The sequence below is a fragment of the Pedobacter miscanthi genome, assembly GCF_003315595.1.
Classification (GTDB): Bacteria; Bacteroidota; Bacteroidia; order Sphingobacteriales; family Sphingobacteriaceae; genus Pedobacter; species Pedobacter miscanthi.
The window spans coordinates 429,895-446,486 of sequence record NZ_QNQU01000001.1; the positions used below are offsets into that span (position 1 = coordinate 429,895).

General features: G+C 40.2%; 14 protein-coding genes and 1 tRNA gene. 7 read left to right on the plus strand and 8 right to left on the minus strand.

Going from position 1 to position 16,592, the window contains the following annotated elements; translation table 11 throughout:
- Positions 1–14: 14 nt before the first annotated feature.
- The 4 genes from DRW42_RS01980 to DRW42_RS01995 form a co-directional block, all read right to left on the minus strand.
- A complete protein-coding gene (locus DRW42_RS01980) occupies positions 15–1,175 on the minus strand; it encodes a relaxase/mobilization nuclease domain-containing protein (protein WP_113947130.1) in 1,161 nt (386 codons plus the stop codon).
- A gap of 285 nt (positions 1,176–1,460) precedes the next feature.
- Complete coding sequence (locus DRW42_RS01985) at positions 1,461–1,865, minus strand: plasmid mobilization protein (protein WP_113947131.1); 405 nt, start codon at positions 1,863–1,865, stop codon at positions 1,461–1,463.
- Positions 1,866–2,073: 208 nt separating this feature from the next.
- A complete protein-coding gene (locus DRW42_RS01990; RefSeq protein WP_113947132.1) occupies positions 2,074–2,349 on the minus strand; it encodes a hypothetical protein in 276 nt (91 codons plus the stop codon).
- A gap of 230 nt (positions 2,350–2,579) precedes the next feature.
- Positions 2,580–2,861: a hypothetical protein gene (locus DRW42_RS01995; protein WP_113947133.1), complete on the minus strand. Its 282-nt coding sequence runs from the start codon at positions 2,859–2,861 to the stop codon at positions 2,580–2,582.
- 346 nt (positions 2,862–3,207) lie between these two features.
- On the opposite strand from DRW42_RS01995, the gene DRW42_RS02000 reads away from it, so the two are divergent.
- Both DRW42_RS02000 and DRW42_RS02005 read left to right on the plus strand, forming a co-directional pair.
- Positions 3,208–3,279, plus strand: a tRNA-Arg gene (locus tag DRW42_RS02000).
- A 100-nt stretch (positions 3,280–3,379) separates the two neighbouring features.
- Positions 3,380–3,640 (plus strand): hypothetical protein, encoded by a 261-nt coding sequence (locus DRW42_RS02005; protein ID WP_113947134.1) that lies wholly within the window; start codon positions 3,380–3,382, stop codon positions 3,638–3,640.
- A gap of 78 nt (positions 3,641–3,718) precedes the next feature.
- Here the strand turns inward: DRW42_RS02005 and DRW42_RS02010 are convergent, their stop codons facing one another.
- Positions 3,719–5,263, minus strand: a complete 1,545-nt coding sequence (locus DRW42_RS02010; RefSeq protein ID WP_113947135.1) for a hypothetical protein — start codon at positions 5,261–5,263, stop codon at positions 3,719–3,721.
- Between the two features lie 578 nt (positions 5,264–5,841).
- Here DRW42_RS02010 and DRW42_RS02015 point away from each other — a divergent pair.
- The 5 genes from DRW42_RS02015 (at position 5,842) to DRW42_RS02035 (ending at position 12,664) form a co-directional block, all read left to right on the plus strand.
- Complete coding sequence (locus tag DRW42_RS02015) at positions 5,842–7,044, plus strand: TlpA disulfide reductase family protein (RefSeq protein ID WP_113947136.1); 1,203 nt, start codon at positions 5,842–5,844, stop codon at positions 7,042–7,044.
- A 439-nt stretch (positions 7,045–7,483) separates the two neighbouring features.
- On the plus strand, positions 7,484–8,686 hold the full coding sequence (locus DRW42_RS02020) for a peroxiredoxin family protein (RefSeq protein WP_113947137.1): 1,203 nt from the start codon (positions 7,484–7,486) through the stop codon (positions 8,684–8,686).
- 4 nt (positions 8,687–8,690) lie between these two features.
- Positions 8,691–10,076: an alpha/beta hydrolase family protein gene (locus DRW42_RS02025; protein WP_113947138.1), complete on the plus strand. Its 1,386-nt coding sequence runs from the start codon at positions 8,691–8,693 to the stop codon at positions 10,074–10,076.
- 741 nt (positions 10,077–10,817) lie between these two features.
- Entirely contained in the window at positions 10,818–11,390 is a 573-nt protein-coding gene (locus tag DRW42_RS02030; RefSeq protein WP_113947139.1) for an RNA polymerase sigma factor, read from the plus strand.
- Between the two features lie 161 nt (positions 11,391–11,551).
- Complete coding sequence (locus tag DRW42_RS02035) at positions 11,552–12,664, plus strand: FecR family protein (protein ID WP_158544254.1); 1,113 nt, start codon at positions 11,552–11,554, stop codon at positions 12,662–12,664.
- 514 nt (positions 12,665–13,178) lie between these two features.
- Here DRW42_RS02035 and DRW42_RS29475 read toward each other — a convergent pair.
- The 3 genes from DRW42_RS29475 to DRW42_RS02055 all read right to left on the minus strand — a co-directional run bounded on the left by DRW42_RS29475 (position 13,179) and on the right by DRW42_RS02055 (position 16,317).
- Positions 13,179–13,502 (minus strand): transposase family protein, encoded by a 324-nt coding sequence (locus DRW42_RS29475; RefSeq protein WP_113947141.1) that lies wholly within the window; start codon positions 13,500–13,502, stop codon positions 13,179–13,181.
- Between the two features lie 169 nt (positions 13,503–13,671).
- Entirely contained in the window at positions 13,672–14,853 is a 1,182-nt protein-coding gene (locus DRW42_RS02045; protein ID WP_113947142.1) for a retropepsin-like aspartic protease, read from the minus strand.
- A 780-nt stretch (positions 14,854–15,633) separates the two neighbouring features.
- A complete protein-coding gene (locus tag DRW42_RS02055) occupies positions 15,634–16,317 on the minus strand; it encodes a basic secretory protein-like protein (protein ID WP_113947144.1) in 684 nt (227 codons plus the stop codon).
- Positions 16,318–16,592 lie beyond the last annotated feature (275 nt).

Here is a 16,592-nt window from a genome sequence, read left to right on the forward strand (position 1 = left end):
ATTATATTTTTAGTTTAACGTGTATTGGTCCGGGCCATGCCCTTTCGCTGGCGGTTACGGCCAAGAATGGCCTCATCATCAATATCATCTGCCAAGTCCGGCAGGTTCACTATTGAGCTATCTAAGCCAGAAAAGACTATACTGTTTTCCAAAGCAGATGTGAAGCCGGAAGTACCTGTCGAATTATCTCTGGCGGTTTCTATAATTGCCTGCGCGGGCATTGAACCATTAAAAATCCCACCAGAATTTTCACTAACCAGCACCGACATTTTCATCACTTCAGAACCTTTGAATACATTTTGTTCTGCATGGTCAATAATAGTATAGCCGTATGGCAAATGTTCAGCTGAAAAGTGGAAAATGAGCTGGACACCAAATTTTGAATAAAGAAAATCACCCAGCTGAGAGCCATAACGGAAAATAGGTTCAGGTTTCTCATGGCCCGAAGAGTTCCGGTCCATCAATGAAGGATTATATTGAAGCTTATATTTTTCGATGATCTTTTTAAGCTGTGAAATCCGCTTCAACCTGCTCTTGTCAAAAGCGGAGGTAAAGAGCAGATCAACTTCAACGGGATCAATTTCCAAACTCTGACCATCCCGTCCACTGATTTCAAGCATTTCATTCTTTATACTGGAGAGAAATCCCTTTAGTTCTAAAAGTAGCCTGAACTGCGCCACTGTTGAAAAACGATATTTGTAAAGATTGGCGACTACCACCTTAATATCATCCTGCTCTAAAACCTGTGAAAGCATCTTGATTGATCTCAGTTTTTCAAAGGCCGAAGATATCTTTTTGCCACCCTTATCGATTCTGGTGGATACCGCATGAACATGGTTGTTCTTTGTATCATTATGAAATACAAGCAGGTAGGGATTCTTTCCGTAACCCATTTTTGAAAGCCAGTTATGGGCAACCCTAGTGAGTTCATCCTTAAGCGTTAATTTACCCTTGGTCGAAATGACCGCATGAAACTGGGGCTTCGCCACCCTTTTGTTTACCGAGGATACCGCTTTAAAATAATTGATATAGTCCGATGGCCTAAGCTCAGAAAGGAATTGGAGCGCCCCAAAGTTGGAAACATTGACCAGTTCACCTTTCCCCTGCTCAACCTTGTCGGTATTATAATCCACTCCGGAAAAGCTGGCCGAGGAAGAAAGTATCTTTACAATCATATAGCAGGTTATTCAAGGTTACTGCTCAGCAGTGATCAGGTTATTAAGATCTGCTGTTAGCAAATTATCTGGATAGCCAGCCAACTAGAAACACAGTTATTTGATTTCACTGTTAACTGTAAAGCTTAATAACCAGATCATCAGCTGCCAGGCCACTAAGCTATCTAAATAGCCATATAACTGAGTAACCAAAGAACCCTCTAAAAACATAACAACAGAACCAGGCAACCATATAGCCAGTCTTTCCGGATCCGTATGGTACACAAAAAATAAACCATCACCACTCTACTTTCCTGTCAGCCTGATCACTCTTCGCATCAGTACTTCCAAACGTTTTTGGATCTCCTGATAATTTCCGAGCAAAATATTATACCGTTCAACAACAACCAAAGAAAGGATGCCCTGTCTGTTAAGTGCATTCGCATACTTCGCCAACTGATTAATATTCTTACCGATCCTACCCATTTCAGTTCCCAAAAGATCAAGCGCAGCTATAAGTTGCCCCGCGTTTATGATGATACGATCTGAGCCTCCCAGGATCCTGTTTCTGATCAGATCAGCCTTATTTATACCCAAAGTCTTCTCCAGCTTTAAGATAAGCTCATACTCTTCCCCTGTAAAACGCACATCAATCTTTTGATCCCGCTTTCCCCTCACTAACGGAGGTCTTCCAAGCTGTTTTTTATTCATAACTTATTTATATAGGTAACTCAGAAAAAGAAAACGAGCCGCGAGTTTTCTAACCCCTGATGGTGGACGCAGGGCGCAGCCCAAGGCCAGTCTTCAGGGCAAGGGGCTTTTTGGCTGTAAGGAAATACCGCAGGGATTTTCGTCGGACAAAAAGACATCTTGCGTGTATAAAAAGCAGAAGTTACCCATATATACCCTATTCATGGATCTATAAAAAGCGGATAAGACTTTTAGCCTTATGGACCGCTTCTATTTCCAGCCGCTCAATCCGCCAGGACGCAGAATGGTCTCCATCCTTTCGTGCAGTGATGAACCCCTCAGTTATCCAGTGATCAACATTCCTTCTTCCATATAACCTGAAAGCTTCCGCCTTTTTAAGATAAGGCCTTAATTTGCCTATCCTGCAAAGTGCTGTCCTTGCGCCCATTTCCGCTGCCTCTGCAAGCAATTTTTCCAGCGTGTAAATGTTGATCTGTATTTCCATAAAAAAATCCAAAAAAAAAGAGGCCACATGGCCTCTTAATTACCTAAACTAAACACAAAACTCAAAGTTTTCGGTGGTCGGAACTACTCACGTCAATCCATACGGACCGGGCCCTCGCCTGCCCCTGCGCTTTCATCATATTGATACGATCTCAACTTCGCAGGATTTTCCGCTCATCGCGGAATAATGCTTCATTCCAGTATGTCAAAGAACAGATGCCAGAAAGCACCCTAACGTTCTGCCACAGGCAGATAACTGATCCTATTGCTCTTAAAAGCAACAGCCTCCAGTTCTTTTCTGGAAATGGATTTTCTCAAGATCCCACCAGTACCAATTTTGGCGACAATGAGCTGCTCGGAAATCCATCTGTCTACATTGGTCCTGCCATAAAGCGCATAAGCTTCCGATAAGGAAAGCCATTGCCTCAATAGCCCTTCATCACGGAAACATTTTTCCGACCCGGCCTTAACGGCCGATTGAAATAAGATGGACAGCTCTTTTGTAGAAATCATATTAGCATTGAAACCAGTTATATAGGTTTCATTGTCCAAACGTATCTATGAATCAAAAAAAATGGAATTTTTGGACCGAAATGGACCATATTAGGCTTTAAATGAGCTATTAGTGAGCTCCCGGGGGTAGATATAGATAAAAGTCCATCGCTCCGTATCCTTATCTATCATCAATTTTTAGCCAATACCTGGAAAATTCAGCTGTCCAGCGGTTAACTTGCTTTGTTATACCAAATGCTGATTTATGAAAATCTTCGCAGAAGAAGATCCAAGGGAAAATAAGTGTATTTTTTATTCAAAATGCAAAAAAAATAAGTTTTCAAATCCTATATTTGCAGCCTCAAGCGTTCCCGTAGTTCAATGGATAGAATTGCTGATTCCGGTTCAGTTGATATGAGTTCGAATCTCGTCGGGAACACTAACCAAACCTTGCCATTACAATTGGCAGGGTTTTTTTGAAACATTTTTTATCCATTCTACCAAATATTTAGATTTGCAGTCATCAAATACATGACCTTATGGATTGGTCCACCTATTTTTATACGGGAATCGATGGTAGGCGATTTGCCTGCCGATTGATTATTTTACATACGCGGATGCAAACCATCTATAGTTTCCGTAGCATTACTGGCGGGGTAATTTTAAATATTACCAAACAAGCAAAGAGCTGGAAATACCATAGTGGCAGCAGGTATTATAAGGATAGTTGGATAGCAGAATTAGGGAATCAGGTCGATTCAGGATTAGATCTACCGGCCTTGAAGCAGATATTTTCATAAAGAAGATAGCCAGAAAATCATTCCCCACGTACGGTAATCGATATCCATTTGAATAAAATACCAATCACCGCCGTTTTCTTATTTGCCAATATTAATTGGCACCCCCACTTTAACACCAAAAGAAAACTTATCATGCAGGGGAACCGCCTCCTTTTTCACATAAGTGACCGAATTTTTAAGATTCGACCAAGCGACATACGGAATAATTGACAAAAGGTTTACGCTTTCTTTCACACTGGACTTCAAGTTATACAATAGCCCAAATTCAGCGGGGAACTGATGACGATTTACCCAAGGTTTACCATAAATGAAGCCAACCTTCGCATAAAAACCAGGAATAAATGGCTTCGTCCACGGGCTTACATAGCCTTCAAAACTAAAATCTGTTCCAAAGCCGGCCAGATACTCTCCTTTATACGCCGTACCTGTTTCCTCACTGCTTATCGTAGATCCTTCAGGGGCAGCAAGGCTTTGAGTTGTTTTATAGCTAAATTTCTCCATCTCCTCAAGGGAGTTTGTCCGTTTTGGTGTAACAGATAAAATACCTAACCAGAAACGGTTGCTGGTGTTGGGATATTTGCGATAGATACTATAAGCTAACCTTAAAGCCGGAACAAAGCTATTTGCAGGGGATAAAGAAACCGGGTTTTCATGGTATAACTGGAAAGATGTATTGCTAATGCTCGGACTGATGTTGAACCAGTTAATCAAAATACTGTGATAACGGCTTTTATTCATATTCAACTCGGCCAAAGCCAAAGAATCCTTCGCCAAAGAAATAGATCTCAATCCGAGTTGGTAATTTTTCTCAAAATTTACAGACTGGGAGCGTGAAATAGAATCAGTAAGCTTCGGGCCTACACTGACAAAGGCATTTTGTTCCGCATTTTTCCAGCGGCTAACAAAATGTGAAAGCGCGTCTTCCAATTTTGGATCGGTAACCCCATAAAGTGCCAGCACCTCCAATATCAGTTTAGTCTCCCGTGTAATCAGATCGTTATCCACTGGCACTTTTTTATATTTAAGATATAACGCCTTAAAATTATCAACTGTTGGAGACATAAAAAAAACTTTATCTGAAAGTACCTGGTGAATGATGCCAATTTTTATATACTTATTAATCCTTGAAAGACTGTCAGAAAGCGCAAGCTGCCTGTCCTTAAGAAACAAATCGTCAGTACGCTTCTTGGTATCCTCCCGCAGATAAAACCCGCTATTGCGCCATGGAGAAAGCATATTTAAACCAAAACTGGCCTTAAATACACCACTTGTTTTATTTTTGGAAAACACCTCCATCAAGCCTTCCTTGGCGCCTGCAACCAACTCCAGGTTCAGTATGTATTTTTTGGATTTGCTGACATGCACATTACCTGAAAGGGTGATACTGGGTTTAACCGTTTCAACTTTTACACCGCTCACCGGGGTCTGTGTACCCAAAATGGCAAAACTATAATTATTGACAAGAAATTGGTTAAAAGCATAAGGGGAGAGCGGATGGCCTTCTACTTTTTGCAATAAAATGTTTTCGGGAATCGAATCCACTTTAACGGTTTGCCCGATGGCACAATAGGAATAAATGAGGAATACCATACCTAAAGGCATGATTTTTAAAAAGAGGTTCATAAGAGCGCATTTGTTTCAGCTAATTTACTGATTTTTACGATAAAAAGAAATATGACGAATTAGCGGGTATAATCGTAACAGTATGTCCAGCAGTACCAATCCATTATCATTCCCTAATGTCGATATTTATCAGTCCCACCTTGTATTCTATTTTTAGCCCCTCTATATCAGGAGTTTCATTGGCAAGCCCCTTTAGCTAATCCCCAGTATGCTGCAGATGAATTCATCCATAGTTGTTAATGTGATTAATTTCCATAGTAAGCATTGTAAATTCCGATAGTTAATCAAATCTGTGTACAGTTTTACCCGAAATGGAATGACGAGTCTCGGGGCTTTTCCCATCAAAAGTCCATAAATCACTGACAAACAATAACCTCCAACTCTTATGCTGACCACCAAAATTGTGGCCGGACTAAATTCTTTGAAATACTCGAGGAGGGCCTTCCGAATCCTTTAAGAACATTTTCAATCATATATTTTTTTATTCCTAATACTCCATTGTCGTTAGCTAACTGTATAAGTATTAAAAAGGGGAATATGCTCCCGAAATCAATTAACCAAATTAATTCATAAAACAAATGCAAAGCAACCAAGCTAAATTAAGATTATCAATTGCTTCCTTGGGGATTTTAGGATTTGCCCTAATGCCGATCCATGGATTTGCACAAAAACTGACAGGAGATTACACCATAAAAGGGTCTGTCAAAGAACTAAATCCCGTACCTTCCAAACTGTATTTGCTTAAAGCGACAGAAGGTGGCACCGAAACCGACAGTTGTGATGTAACCGACGGAAAATATGAATTTTCCGGGCATCTCAACGGGGTGGTAAGAAGAGTACAGCTCCTTGATCCATCCAAGACAAAAGGCGGCATGAATAAAGACATGTTTTCTTTCCTGTTAGTACCTGGAATAACAACGGTAATCACAGTTGACCGCCTAAAAAGCTCAACATTCTCCCCTACTTCTCCAGAACTTACTAAGCTCGAATCCCAACAAATCGCTCAATACAATAAAGTTGCGGACAGCATTACCCGCATCACACAAACCGCTGAATATCGTTCAAGCCCAGTACTTCAACAGGCTGTACAAATGAAAGTAGCTGATCTTTTTGCCAACGCTCAGGTAATGATTATAAATTATGTCAAAAATAATCCGAAATCACCGTTAAGCACTTATTATATGGTTTCAGGTGTTGTAACAGATAAAAAATTGAAGGTAAAAACTATTGATAGTTTGTTCAAGTCACTGCCTGAAGATCAACAAATGATGATAAAAGATGAATATACTTCTGCTTTGGAAAAGAAGATAGCCCAGGAAGAACGGGATGGAGTAAATCTGGAAAAATCAAAAACGTTCGGCGTCGGGAACATGGCAGCAGACTTTGTCCAAAAAGATAATTTCGGGAAAGAAGTTACCTTGTCATCCTATAAAGGACGTTATGTATTAATCGATTTTTGGGCAAGTTGGTGTGTTCCATGTAGGGCTGAAAATCCGAATGTCGTAAAAATTTTCAACACCTATAAAGACAGGGGCTTTTCGGTTTTAGGCGTTTCCCTTGATGGCGAAAAGACGAAAGATGCCTGGTTAGAGGCAATAAAAAAAGATCAGTTAAACTGGGCACAGGTGTCCGACCTTAAAGGCTTTGACAACGAAGTAGCCCGTATATATGGAGTTAGCTCAATACCGCAGAATTTTTTAATCGACCCATCAGGTAAAATCGTTGGCGTGAATCTCCGGGGAAAAGACCTTGAAGATAAAGTTGCTTCATTATTCAGATAAATCTTTTAAGATGATGTTTGAACATACTTGTATTACTGCTAATTGATCCTAATGTTGAAAACAATAGTGGACGAAGTGGACACATAGGTGCAAATGAGTGTAATTACTTAAACAAACTATATATTAATTTAAGCAGACTAACTTGAAGCCCCTGATTATGGTAATTTTTTGTATAGTTCATTGAATATTAAAGTCAGCCTTCATCCAGACCGGTATCTGAGCGGGTAACAAGAATGAAGAAGAAGACTGAAATTCTTAAAAGTTTATTTCTCCCTGAGGTTCAATTTTGATCACAACAAATCAGTTCCTATTCCCCCTTGGATACCGTTCACCCCACCACTGCTAATTACCTGAATCTAAATACAAGCCAAAGGAATATGGACATACAAATGGTTGATGAAAAAATAGTAGTAACCATCTTCTACCTAACAAGAATTAAATGAAAATTAAAACCTATATATTATATATCCTAATTTTCGGGCTTTGCCCGAAAGTCCAGGCTACCTTTACCTCTATGCACAAAGTGCTCATTACTGGTAAACTTACAGGCACTACCAAAGGGCCGGAAATACTTTATCTTTTCCTGGATAACAAGCTAACGGACAGTTCCAGGGTAACCGACAGATGCTACAGTTTTTCAATCTCCGTATCCGGTATGCCCGGTATGACCCTGGCATCAATAAAAGATAGTAAATCAGGCAGTATTGATGGTCATCCTTCCATCACGCTTTTAATTGGTAAGGGCAACCTGAACGTCTCTTCAACAGCCAAGTTAAGCCATGTTGCAATATCTGGTACTGGGGCGCCTCTTGTAAATGACTACAATGAAGCGTTGACGCTTGTAAAATTAGCTACAGACACGCTAAATGCTTTGATAAATAGTGAGGAATATAGTAAAAATCCCAAACTTCGGGCCGATGTCGAGATCAGAACCTCATACTTAAATGTTTCAATGGAGGAGCATTTACTTCAGTATCTCTCTACACATCCAAAATCTGTAGCATCCGGTTATATTGCCAGCAAACTGTACGGACGGCGGTATCCGGATACGCTGGAAATAGTGAAGCTGATTTCCCATCTCCCGAGCGATCAAAAACTATTTGCAAGAAGGTCGTTTGATTCCTTCAGAAAAGTCAAGGAGGCTGAAAGTCTAAATATTCAAATCCATCAACAAGCAGAATCGAAACGAAAACAAGCCCTGGAAGAAGAGGTTGCTATTGGGAAACAGGCTAAAGATTTCAACCTCCCTGACTCGTCCGGGAAGATGATATCCCTTTCATCTTTTAAAGGCAAATATATTTTTATTGATTTTTGGGCTAGCTGGTGCGGACCCTGCCGGGCAGAAAACCCCAACGTCCAAAAGGTTTTTGATCAATATTCATCAAGAGGACTCACAGTGATTGGAATTTCGGTTGATGGTAAAAGCTATGGATCAAAAAAATCATGGATTAATGCGGTCAAACAGGATGGAATGCGTTGGATCCAATTACTCGATTCAGTTAACGGAGACCACCCAGCCTCTAAACTATATAATGTAAATGCTATCCCAAGAAACTTCCTAATCGACCCCACCGGCAAGATTATCGCCAAAGATCTTCGTGGAGATGACCTTCAGAGAAAAGTAACCTCTATCTTAAATTAGTTCTATGAAGATTCATTTAACGATTCTATTATCTCTGATGTGCATTGGTAAAATATTTGCCCAGGATATTGCGATAAACCGCTTTAAAAACGTAGTTAATGCTCTTAAAGCACAAGATTATGATAAGATCCAAACCCTAACTGACCCTGAAGTAACCGGTCGGCTTACGCCTGGTGTATTTGCACAGGTCAGAGAAGTTTTTCTGCGCAGGAATAACCTACCAACAAGATATGTTGAACCAAGCCCGAAAGACAGTATTACAAGGATGGCACTTGAAATGCTTAACAGGCGCTCTACCGACACAAAAAAAGAGGGAGAAATTGAATTCGAAAGCGTAGAAGTAGTTACTTCAGGTCCTGTTGAAACAGTTTACGGAAAAATATCGAAAACCTCATTAAAATTATTGATGCGCTTCAATCAGGCAGGAAAGCTAACTGACTTTTTTTTAGAACCTTCACAGGGGGAATCCAGATACAGCCCGGCTTCTTATGCAAATGAAGGCCTATTGACCGAAAAGGAAATCATGATCCGAACAGGTAATTTTGTGTTACCGGGTGTTCTCACTGTTCCGCAAGGCAAGAAAGGTTTTCCTGTAGTCATTTTTGTTCACGGGTCAGGGCCAGGTAGCAGGGATGAACAGATTGCATCGCTAAAACCATTCCGGGATATAGCTATGGGCCTGGCCGCAAATGGAATTGCCAGTATCCGATATGATAAAAGAACCAGGATATATCCCAATGCAGCTGCCCCGTTAGGTGGGGTTGAAACCGTTGCCGAAGAAACTACTCTGGATGCCAGCTCAGCGATTCAACTTGCCCTTACCATCCAAGGCGCTGACAAAAAGAAGATTTTTGTTATCGGTCATAGTATGGGCGGCATGATCACGCCAAGGATAGTCCAGGAAAACCCGCTACTTGCCGGAGCCATAATCCTGTCTGGCCCGGCCAGGCCTATGGATGTATCTTTCCGGGACCAGATAATGAAGCTTAAGGAACTTAATGATGCCCAGCGGACTGTAAAACTACAGGAACTGGATCTGATACCCCATGCAGATACCATTAAGGCAAAATCAAGTATACTTGCAGATCAAACAGTCGCATTCTGGGAAGGATTAAACCATTATAAACAACTCGAAGAGGTTACGAAAATAAAACAGCCTCTTTTTATCATTCAAGGTGGTGGAGATTATATGGTACCTGCTTCTGACCTGGATTTGTGGAAAAATGCTACAAGAAACAAGAAAAATGCGGTTACCAAGTTATACCCTGACCTTAACCATTTTTATACGGCCAATTCAAAAACGCAGACCGTAAAGGATTATTACATACCTGCAAATGTTCCGGGGTATGTTATTGAGGACATCTCAAAATGGATAAATGCAGTAAAATAACGTTTTTTTTCTCAACCGCTGGTATAAATGCAAGGCTAATTTTACCCGCCAGCCCTCTAGCCCGGGCTGGCGTTGCAATTATTAAGTGGCTTTAGATAGATTTACATCGTGATGTAATGAGTTAAAAAAAGTCAATACATCACCAGCATCAGGCATATTATCCCAACAGGCTGCCACTGATCCCACACATCAGGTTATCTATTTTAAATCCGGCAAACCCCATTTCATTACGGGCATTGCGGAAAAACACTTCCCTGTCTCCAAGTTCATAAAGAATATTTTTGCCCCGGAGTAAATTTTCTGTATTGCCTAAGTTAGAATTAAAGGATTTAGGAAGCCGGAACTTAGAATTAGCAATTATTCATTTCATTTATATCAACAATAGCTTCGCCTACTCCATTCATAACCAATATCAGATAGTTATCCCAAATAAGCATTCACAAAAAAAGAAAGCCTGTTTCCATTTAAGTTAATGTGCCCCTCATGAGGCCGGGATGATCAGCCAGTTGAAAATTCGTAGGATATACCGAATCCAAAGTCGTGAATAACCCCATAGATGCTAAAAATCCAGTTGCCTATCCAACCTTTCCTACCTCCCAGTTAATAATTGATAGCGGTAGAATTAATGGCGGTAAAATTAGGGGAATTTAGAAATACTGCGTATTTTGGTTTGCTATACTTGTGGATAACTTCAGAAAGATCAATAAAAACCCCTAGCTAAAACCTATAAACTAAATAACTATGATCCTGACCGAAACGATGAGGGACGAAGACCTGGTTATCCGGTTGAAAGCAGGTGACCATAAGGCATTTGCAACAATTTATAACCGATATAAAGGCCCACTTTTTCAACATGCGTTAAGAATGCTAAGAAATGAAGAGGAGGCCGAAGATTTACTACACGAGTTATTTACCGCCCTTTGGATCAGGGCAGCCAACTATGATGAATCAGTTCCGTTGGCAGCATATCTTTATCGATCCATAAAAAACCGCGTATGCAATCATATTGCGTATATGAAAGTGCGGTTTAATTATGTCGAGTCTCTCCAAAACCACATTGATTCCGGAAAAAACATAACAGACGATAGGTTAAGGGAAAGAGAGCTAAGCAGGATTATTGAACGGGAGGTATCATTGCTCCCTCCACAGATGAAACGTATATTTGAGTTAAGCCGTAAAGTAAATATGACCCATCGGGAAATTGCCGAATTATTGAGCTTATCAGATAACACAATAAAAAAGCAGATTAGTCTGGCCATCAGGATACTCAGGAAGAAGCTTCAGTATATCGTGTTTTTAATGTCCGCCTTTTGAATACAAAAATCAAAGACGATAATGATATTTTGGATTTTCTGTAAAAAATCGATTTTAGATTACTACTTACACAGGAGTAAACTGTAGTAACTATTAGAAGTATTTCTATTAAGACCAGAATTTCATCAAATCAATCATAAATAAGACAATCGATGGATCAAATGAACCATAAAAGAGCAGAGGACCTACTAAAACGAGCGGGATCCGGAAAGCTGGAAAAAGATGAAGAAGCGACTTTGGACACCTGGTATATCAATACTGCGGAAAATCAGCCTGATATCCTCACTGATGATATCGAAAAGAGGTTGGACAGAGTGTGGAAAAAGCTGCCGGTCAATCATGCGCTAAGGATAAGACGAATCAAGATTTACAGCAGTATCTCTGTGGCCGCTGCGATGGTTATAGCGGTTTTAATCTTTTATTCACCCGGACAGAATAAAAAAGATCCAGATATTATTGCCTATGCCGGGAAATATAAAAATGACGTGCTGCCAGGGTCAAACAGGGCAGTGCTGATCAAAAGTGATGGAAGTGAAGTAAACCTGGACCAAACAAAGGGTGGTCTAAAAGATGGAAAGGGCACAATAATTTCCGTTTCCAAAGGAGTATTGACATACCATGATCCGGGCAGTCCAACGGAGATAGAGGTTTTCAACACAATTAAAATTCCATTCGGTGGTGAATATCAGCTCACCCTTGCAGACGGCACCCAGGTTTGGCTCAACTCAGGAAGCACACTTAGGTACCCTGTTTCTTTTGTTGGAAAAGAGCGGAATGTAGAACTTACCGGAGAAGCTTACTTCCAAGTAGCGAAAGATGCAAAGCGACCATTTAAGGTAAGAAGCAAAGACCAGGAAATCGAAGTATTGGGAACCCACTTTAATATTAGTGCCTATCCGGACGAAGTGAGTTCGACGACTTCTTTGTTGGAAGGATCGGTTAAGGTAGTTTCAAAAGGTAAACACGCTATACTGAATCCAGGGCAGCAATCGATGGTCAGAAACGGGGGGATAAGTGTGGCTGATGCAGATGTTGAGCGGTCCATCGCCTGGAAAAACGGAGAATTCAACTTCAAAAATACAGATATTGAAAGTATTATGAGGGTGGTTTCAAGGTGGTATGATTTGAAGGTAGACTATGTCGGAGGAATTTCAAAGGATAGTTATTCTGGCAGGATCTCAAAGAAAGTCACCTTGACCAAAGTGCTAAAAATACTCGAGTTAAGTGGCACGCACTTTGAAATCGATGGAAAAACTATAAAAGTGATCGATTAACCGCCAGAAGAGGAAATCCGTTACAATTTCACAAATCTGTACATGCAGGAACTTATGTACAGATATTGCGAAGATAAATGAAGGCCGGTAGTGCGCTAACACATACCGGCCAAGTGCTTAGGCAACCATTTGAACAATTATCGACAATCAACCAAACAAGCAAACCTAAACATTTCAAAAGTATGGATTTTTCCACTTTCTACCAACCCCTGATGCACTAACCGGCAATGTTGCCAGTCATCGTTATCTCCATTTGTTAAAAGCTGACTGTAAAGAAGAATCCGGCCCCTTATACCGTGTTTTTGTAATCGATAAAAAATATGGCCCAAACCATTTATGGCCGACCTGCCGGTCTGGCCGCAAATCGATTACTTTTCCGGTATCCGTGTTTACCAGGATACTATCGTAGCTATCACGCTTTTTATACGCCCAGTCATTTACCTCCCCTACAGCTTTAAGCTGGCATAAGGGGCCAGAGGTGCTTTATTGATCAATCTTGGTAAAATAAAATCACTTACAGGAATGGATAATATATTGCAAATGTGCTCGGCTGTCTTGCCCCAATTTCCAAGGCGATGGTTAATAATTTTCTCATCCAATCTTTTGTCCGTCGCTTACATGGTTCGAAATGGTCATCAAAGCGTTCGGTGAATATCTTTCGTCTACATTCAGTTTTAAGGCATCGGTATTTTCTAGACTTCAAGTACATATTACATGACTTCCCAAACGTATGCAGATCACGGAACTTTCTTAAATAATAGCTATTAAGCTTCTTTGAAGGACTTAGGCAGTCTGGACAACGGCAGATCCTTTGCCTACTCTGTACATAGATATTCACGAAGTCGGCCTGGTTATCTACGGATAACTACCTTAAAAGGATCGATTGATGAGAAAATCAGTTTGGTAAGATTCATTATTTCTTAACGAATAACAACCAGACTTATCATGGAAAACTACTAGAATTGGAGAAGAATCGGTTTCGAAATACGCAGACCGTAGATCACATCTTACTTCTTTGTTATTGTTATCTTTTTAATAGCCCCTTCAGGAGTCTTTAATGTGAGCATTGCACTGCCTACACCTTTAAAAAGATGCTTTTTAAGCAGAAAGTCACACATGGAAACATCCGTACAGTCGATATCATTGAACGAAAGGACCTGGTCGTTGACGCTGATTTCCTTCTTCAACTGCTCTTGCCAGATCATCCCTATGAACATTTTGTTGTCCTGAGGGAAAAACGTTACGGGGAGCAGGCCCTCCGTTAGATCGGATGAGATCTGAAAAGGTTCAAAGTAGAACTTTCTGTTTTTATAATCCACGGTTGCTGTTCCATAATTCAAAAGCTGTATTCCGATTGTCGATTCATCTGAGGGTGTGGTAAGGACATTGGCATTTTTAAAAACAGCATTGCTGATCCTGAACTCGAGGGCTTTTAAACGGTATTGTATTGTATCCGTCCCGGTGCCATATATCCCCATGTGGTTTTTGCCCCTTGATTTTGCCAATACATCAAAAACCCCTGCTCCCTCAGCTGCTGCAAAATGGGGCAGTGCAAGAGTGAAAAAATCTGCACTGCCCGTATCAAAGAGTGTACTGATGGTGCCTGAATTCTTCCCTACAAAAAGCACTGTAATGAATGGTCCGCTCTGAACTGGCGAGAGAAATAGGTTACTGGCCTCTTTTTGATCAAGGTCCAATTTTTCTAACCGGTCGGTAAGGGTTATTTTATGTTTTTTTGAAGAAAATTGAACAATAGAGTTGCGGAGCAGGTTGCTCCCTATAAAGCCATCGATCCCCACACAATCAAATAGGAACTGATCTTTGGTTACCACAGTTGGAATATCGTTGAACACCACACTGCCGATCTTAATCTCGTTCAGGTTTACAATATCCAGGCTATCCACACTGCCATTTCCATCATAAACAGGGCTTCTGTTTATAATTTTGGAGTTTAAGAGGTCGGATAATCTCTTTGTAATCGTATTTGGCGCTCCCGTATCAACGGCAAAACGGTATACTTTGCTATTGATTGTTACTTTTATGATAGGTGCCCACCCTACATCTTCATATTCGATTTCCGAATAATAGTCTGTTTGGAGGGTGCCCCCGTGATTTACAGTAAAAATTTCCTGTGAATAAGAAATGGTGATATTTAAAATAAGCAGGATTGTTGTGAGAAATATTTTCATAGCGTTGTTGGAAGATATCTACCGGCCGACCAATTAATGGATTTTTGCAATGCTATTGGAATAATGCCGATTTGTACCAATTTTTCCCAGAATCCCATTTCAGGAAGTATATTTTGCAATTTGTTTAAATGCCCGGTTGAAACTTTGTGTTTAGCAGTAGCGACCTGTTCTTTAAAAGCATTGTCTACAAATAAAATTGATTCCCCTAAAAAGCTTTTTTTCCCTGCAAAAGTATTGTAATATGGGAGCGTATTCCTGGATTCTGTTATTGAATCCACTTCTGCTTAACTGATTGGTCATCTAACAAATATATTTATTTCATCTTGATATGTATAATTAGAAAGTTCAGAATATGGTTTTTATTTAAGTTTTCATTTAAGTGAACACTATCTTTTTGCTCATTTGAATGTACCCATCTATTTAGCAACATTGGTCTGATGGAATCCCGATCTCGCTCATCCACTTGAAGTTACTAAAATAATTGACATTCAGCTTTAGTATTTTCCATTTTGAAAGTGCCATTTCCATTTTTTATACCTCAATTATCACCGTATTAGCCACCAAAATTGCGTATTTCAAAGAAACTGGTCAGTCCGTTTCGTACCAAACTATACGCAACACACTGTACATATCAAACCAAACGTATCATTTGGTTAATATTGAGAAAACCCGGAAGCAATAAACTCCTTCCGGGTAAATATAGACTCCGCGATATTTCCGTTAACCATATATTTTTTACAAAAAAGGTTGAACAATTACAGAACCATTGGCACTACATCGCTAAATTTTTGGCGAGTTCCGATATGCCTGCCATAATTCGCCCAGGTCCATCCCTGTAATGGTCTTCCAGTCTTTTTCGGAATAAGTATGCATCCGCAACCGGTCATTAATTTCTTTTACCAAACCTGGCGATCTCCTGTACTCTATCCACTTTAGAAATCTTCCAGCGACCTGATATCCGTCTTTGTAATGCTGACCTGCCATATAGTTTCCCAAAGACCATTTGGCTTCAAGATTATTGATACCCAATTGATCCCTGACATAATCAGCTATCCCTTCTGTGAGCCAGCCGGGCCCTATGCTTTCCTTATAGTCCTGAACTACATGCATCAGTTCGTGGGTGACCACATCCACATCCTGCGGATGGGAACTTATATATTCGTGGGAAAAAGTTATTGATCCCTGGGAGGTTGCCGCAACCCCGTGATAGGCAGTATCGATGACAAATGTTGTTTTATTTTTTAATCCGGGATTATAGGCTTTCACCATTTTGGGATAGACCTCAAAAAAGACATCCACAAGGTTTTTCAACAGTAGCTTGTTGAAACTCGTATCAACGACAATAATTTTAAGCGTTAGTCCATTTCTCCTGATCTTTTTCATGCTCTGGGCCCTGCTATTTTGAACAGGCAGCCAGGCAATCAGAACCGAGAAAATTACCAGTTTTTTGATGTGCTTTATCATTACTTGTTTGGTTTTAATTTATTTATTTAATTTATTGTTTATTTTGCCCTATAGCATGCAGCCTGCATCCAAAAGATACTGCTTAAATAACTGAACCACTTTTTTACCGGTATATCCTCAGACAGGCAGAGAAAGCAAATTTCCAAGCCGGTCTTATTATCTTCCATTACTGTAATGACATTTGTCCCAGATGAAAGTAGTAAGTGGGGATAAAAAAATTGTCCGAATTCCTCCATCACCAAAAGTTCCACAACATACCGGACTGTTAGGCCTTT

Bases quoted from the DNA above. Each gene is read 5' to 3' on its own strand.
- DRW42_RS01980 (WP_113947130.1), bottom strand. From the start codon at position 1,175: ATGATTGTAAAGATACTTTCTTCCTCGGCCAGCTTTTCCGGAGTGGAT.
- DRW42_RS01985 (WP_113947131.1), bottom strand. From the start codon at position 1,865: ATGAATAAAAAACAGCTTGGAAGACCTCCGTTAGTGAGGGGAAAGCGG.
- DRW42_RS01990 (WP_113947132.1), bottom strand. From the start codon at position 2,349: ATGGAAATACAGATCAACATTTACACGCTGGAAAAATTGCTTGCAGAG.
- DRW42_RS01995 (WP_113947133.1), bottom strand. From the start codon at position 2,861: ATGATTTCTACAAAAGAGCTGTCCATCTTATTTCAATCGGCCGTTAAG.
- DRW42_RS02005 (WP_113947134.1), top strand. From the start codon at position 3,380: ATGGATTGGTCCACCTATTTTTATACGGGAATCGATGGTAGGCGATTT.
- DRW42_RS02010 (WP_113947135.1), bottom strand. From the start codon at position 5,263: ATGAACCTCTTTTTAAAAATCATGCCTTTAGGTATGGTATTCCTCATT.
- DRW42_RS02015 (WP_113947136.1), top strand. From the start codon at position 5,842: ATGCAAAGCAACCAAGCTAAATTAAGATTATCAATTGCTTCCTTGGGG.
- DRW42_RS02020 (WP_113947137.1), top strand. From the start codon at position 7,484: ATGAAAATTAAAACCTATATATTATATATCCTAATTTTCGGGCTTTGC.
- DRW42_RS02025 (WP_113947138.1), top strand. From the start codon at position 8,691: ATGAAGATTCATTTAACGATTCTATTATCTCTGATGTGCATTGGTAAA.
- DRW42_RS02030 (WP_113947139.1), top strand. From the start codon at position 10,818: ATGATCCTGACCGAAACGATGAGGGACGAAGACCTGGTTATCCGGTTG.
- DRW42_RS02035 (WP_158544254.1), top strand. From the start codon at position 11,552: ATGAACCATAAAAGAGCAGAGGACCTACTAAAACGAGCGGGATCCGGA.
- DRW42_RS02045 (WP_113947142.1), bottom strand. From the start codon at position 14,853: ATGAAAATATTTCTCACAACAATCCTGCTTATTTTAAATATCACCATT.
- DRW42_RS02055 (WP_113947144.1), bottom strand. From the start codon at position 16,317: ATGATAAAGCACATCAAAAAACTGGTAATTTTCTCGGTTCTGATTGCC.